A 4,410-nucleotide genomic window follows, 5' to 3' on the forward strand; every position below is an offset into this window, starting at 1 on the left:
CCTAAAAATATCTGCAAATTTTCATGAGATTCAGGCATCCAACGTCCCATAAAATCTTGATTACAAGCCCAATCATATAAACAATTTATATCTTCTTTTTTAACTATATAGCTTCTAATTTGATACCAAATTTCTCTTTTTGAATACTTATATTTATCTTCATCAACGGGTGTTGGTTCTTTCCATGTATAATAATTTTCTAAAGCAAACCATTGAGAGTTATCTTCAGGTTTAATTATCTCGATCATTTTCTCAATTGAAGGCAAATCACTTTTAAGCCACTCAATATTATCTGGCATTGAATCCCACCCATTGTAATTTGATGAACACCACCAAGATGGATTAGTATTATTTAAGTTTTCCTGTGGAGTATCTTTGAGTAAACAAGAAGGATCAATATCTCTAATTCCAATTTGCCAAGAACCTTGATACCCTTTTTTATCATGTTGATTCCAATCATCTCCTTTAAAATAAAAATTATCGGATACACGAGCTAAAAATTCATGATAGGCAAGCCACTGATATTTTTTGCCAATTCTCTCAGCCTTGTGATTTGTTCTTCCATCTCTGTAATTAATAAATGAATCAAAATCACCAAAAAGATCAATATTCCAGCCTAAATCAAAAACTTTCCAAAAAATCCAGCGTTTAGCAATACTTAAATCAAAATGATGTTTATTTAGGTCTTTTTTGTTGTTTAAATAAGGAATTATAGATTCTTCTAAAATCTTAGTTTTCTTTTTACCTAAAGTATTTTTCAAAGATTTTATGGTATCGTTAATTGCTTCTTCTAACTCTTTTTCTGTAAATTCTTGTTTAAAAATTTCTATTTTTTTTTCAGGTTCTAATATAAGGTAATACTCAATATTTTCTTTTACATTTTGATATTTTCGCCATAATTTGGTCTGTTTTTCAGTTAATGATTCAACAAATTGATTATAAATTTCTTCGGTAGTAAGTTGAATTGGTTGATTTAATCGCTGAGAAGTCCAATGAAAAGAGTTATAGTTGGTACCAATAATATATCTTGAAAAGTCTCCCCACTCTGATAAAGAATATGAGATGTGCGATAACGCAGAATTTGTTTTTTCAATATCGCCACTTTGATTTTTATATTGTTCTAAGTCTTCTTCCGTGGGAATATAATCAAGCCAATCGCTATTATATGGGGGTCTAACTATATTAATATCAATATCTAAATTACTGTTATTACTAAAAGCTATTTCAATTACTCCACGAGCATAATCTCTTAATAGTATATGTGGAATAGGCTTACCATCTTTAAATATCCAATTATAAATATTTTTTGCTAAGTCTTCTATTGCATCATAATTAGTGCTTCGCATTGCACAACCGTAGGCAACAGCAAAAAGCCTTTCTAAAACATATAAATCATTAACATCAAGAAATTCAGGAATAATTTGATTTAGTAAATAAATTTTGGGAGTTAAAATTGACACTAAACCTTTTGTCGCTCTATCTCTTAAAAACCGATTAGAAGTTGTTAGAAACCAAGCTAAAGCAATAGCACATAAACGAATTGCATCATCTTCAATATGACTTTTATCTTCTGATGACCATGCCCAATCTACAAGACTATCTACTGCTTTATGTTCTCCATATTCATAATGAAGGAAAATAGACCACAGGGCATCTCTTTTAGGCATTTCTAATTGTTTAAGATGTCTATGAAGGAAGTCAGCATTATAAGGATGATCAATATTGGTTGATACTGTTAGAAAAGCATTGAATAATTTATTTTCCATTCCTTCAGTAGTGACAACATATTCATTAATACATTTCAAAGTTCCTTCTGTAATGGACTCTGGTTTACGCCAGATTAAACTTTCAATAAAACTTTCAATAAATATATACTCTTGTGCAAAATAAGGTAAAATTTCTATTAATTCTTTTTGAATTATTTCAGGAATTTGAATAGAGAATGCTTCAATTAACCCCTGATTTTGATAATAATAATATTTATTTTTTACTAATTTATCTATGTATTGTTTAATGGGTAATAAATTTATTTCGTTTGGATTATCTTTATACTTTTTAAGTAAATCTTGAGATTCATCTAATAAATATTTCACGATCAAATGATCTGATAATCTTTCGTAAGTAAAACGAATACCTTCCTCCCATTGATCATTACGTTGATAAAATTTATCTTCAGCTAACAACCCTTCAATAACTAAATGTCTAAACAATGAATTGTGATAACTGGTACTAGGTAGAAAATTGTTAACCGCAGACTTAGCTTCTTCACGCTCTAACCATTGCTTATTTCCTTTTGCCATTAACTCAGCTAGTTTGTTAATAGCCTTATTAACAGGTTTATCTTTTTCATCAAAGTCTAAATATTCTTCTTGTGCTAATTTTTCGTTAACGGAATCAATAAAAAAATCAAAAACAGTTTTTATCCCGTAAAAGCCTTTTGGCACTTCAGTCATACCTTTATTTTCCAGACCTTTACAAAATAATTTGAGAAATAGAGGATTCTGAAACTCAGGATTTAACAAAGGAATACTAGGGCGTTTAATCCCAAAATAGTGGAAAAAGGTTTTGGTTGCTTGATCTTCATGTTGAATAAAACCATAGTGTGTTTCTTCTATTAATTTAGTTGCATCAAGACTCTTAGGAATAACATCATCTTTATAGGGAGTACGAACACTAACAGCAATGCTGATCCAAGGATAATTTGATAACGTAGTTAACATTCCTGCTAAATATTTTTTCCATAGTTTTCTGCCTTCTCCTTCATTTAAAGCATCAATGAGAATCAACGCTTTAGATTGTTTAGCTTGTGCAGAAGATTCTAACCCTCCTAAAAATTCTTCTTCACTACAAGATAATTTCAAATGACGAATAATTTGTGACCAAGGTTCTGTATCATTAAATTTTTCACCTAAAAGTAAAACTGTCGGTAACTCAGACTTAGTTCTATTCTGAGCAATATCACATAACAAATGAGTTTTCCCTATTCCACCTTTACCTAATAACAGCAAAGCAGAAAGGTTTGCAAGTAGTGCTTCGTTACTTTCTGCAAATCTTTCCAATGAACTTATCCTTTTTATTAATTCATAAAGATTATGTTGTGTATAGTTATAATCTCTCCCATGGCTATTTTCTTTTTCCGTTTGATCTTTAGGTTGAGATTTAATATTTTTTAATACATCAATATATTCATAAGCATAATCATAGGATTCAGATGCTAAATTTTTAATTGAAACAAAATCAATTTTATTAATTCCTATTGTGTCTAAGTTATACAGCTTGTCTAATAGTTGGGTAACTTTATCATAAAGTTCAGTAGATAATGATTGTATTGATTCTTCTGGTTCTGAATTATTGATTGTTGGTAGTGATCGCTTGATTTCTCCTCTAATTATTTTGATGCGATCTAAAAATTCTTTAGTTCTGCCTAAACCATCAAAAAGTTTAGCAATTGGTAACTCTATATTTAATTCAGGAGTATAGCGTGTTCCTGCATCAGAAATAGTTTCATCTAAACGCGCTTTAAACCATCTTTGACTAAATTGTTCAGTATTAAACCAGAAAAAGTATCTACCTCGATGCTCTTCACTAGACAATCGTTCAAAAATTTCATGTTCTCCCCAGTAAATAAATTCTATAGTTCTATCCTTTTCTTTAGCCCAATTTTTCCATTTTTCTACTCGTTCATTCCATTTATCCATAAACCATTTTTCTTCCTTTTTTCGAGGATCTGCTCGATCTAATGGAATACAAATTGTATAACTAACCATTCGAGGATGTTTTTCTAAAAAAGTTTTAACAGACTCATCTAGTTGTGTCCATTGTTTATGACCTACAGATAGAAAAAATTTAGCTTGTAAGCCCCACTCATCACCATTGGGTAAGATCCAATAGCATTCAACACCACCATCAGGAGTACCTTTACGCACAAAGTTTAAACCTTGTGGTACTGATTCATAAGCCGCAAGTTGACAACATAATTCCTCGAATCCAGTATGTTGTGAACCACCCCAAGAGCGAAGATTTTGCCAGTTGATATTGCTAGACATGGATCAAAGTAGAAGTATAAATATTACTAACTTAATTCTACTTATTTTTTCTAAATGGGCGGAAACGTCAGAAAACATAGAGCTAAGAGCCAAACTTCATATTATCAAGGTTGATATTAGAATCGGTCAAAGTAGCTTCTAAGATACGCATAATACTATGCTCAAAGGCTTTTTGAAAATCAGGATCTTGGGAGTAATTTTTATATAAACTTAACTCCTTCCGTCTTTCTTGGTTAACGGCTTGTTTGATGAGATGGGCGATCGCCAAGCGACTATTTTGAGCATCTGGGTTATCAACCACTTGAGTTTGATAATCAGGATTACGAGCCACATTTTGAGCAATATTAACTAACTTGATTCTTTG

At 30.8% G+C, this 4,410-nt stretch carries 2 protein-coding genes; both read right to left on the minus strand.

All coding sequences use genetic code 11. The annotated features are described in order from the left end of the window. The coding region (avs2, locus tag IQ215_RS14135; RefSeq protein ID WP_193802042.1) for an AVAST type 2 anti-phage system protein Avs2 at positions 1-4,046 on the minus strand (4,046 nt) is incomplete at its 3' end. Positions 4,047-4,128: 82 nt separating this feature from the next. Next, positions 4,129-4,410, minus strand: a 282-nt coding sequence (locus IQ215_RS14140) for a hypothetical protein (RefSeq protein ID WP_206688604.1), incomplete at its 5' end; no start/stop codon positions are given.

Origin of the sequence: Cyanobacterium stanieri LEGE 03274 (genome assembly GCF_015207825.1) — a bacterium.
Classification (GTDB): domain Bacteria; phylum Cyanobacteriota; class Cyanobacteriia; order Cyanobacteriales; family Cyanobacteriaceae; genus Cyanobacterium; species Cyanobacterium stanieri_B.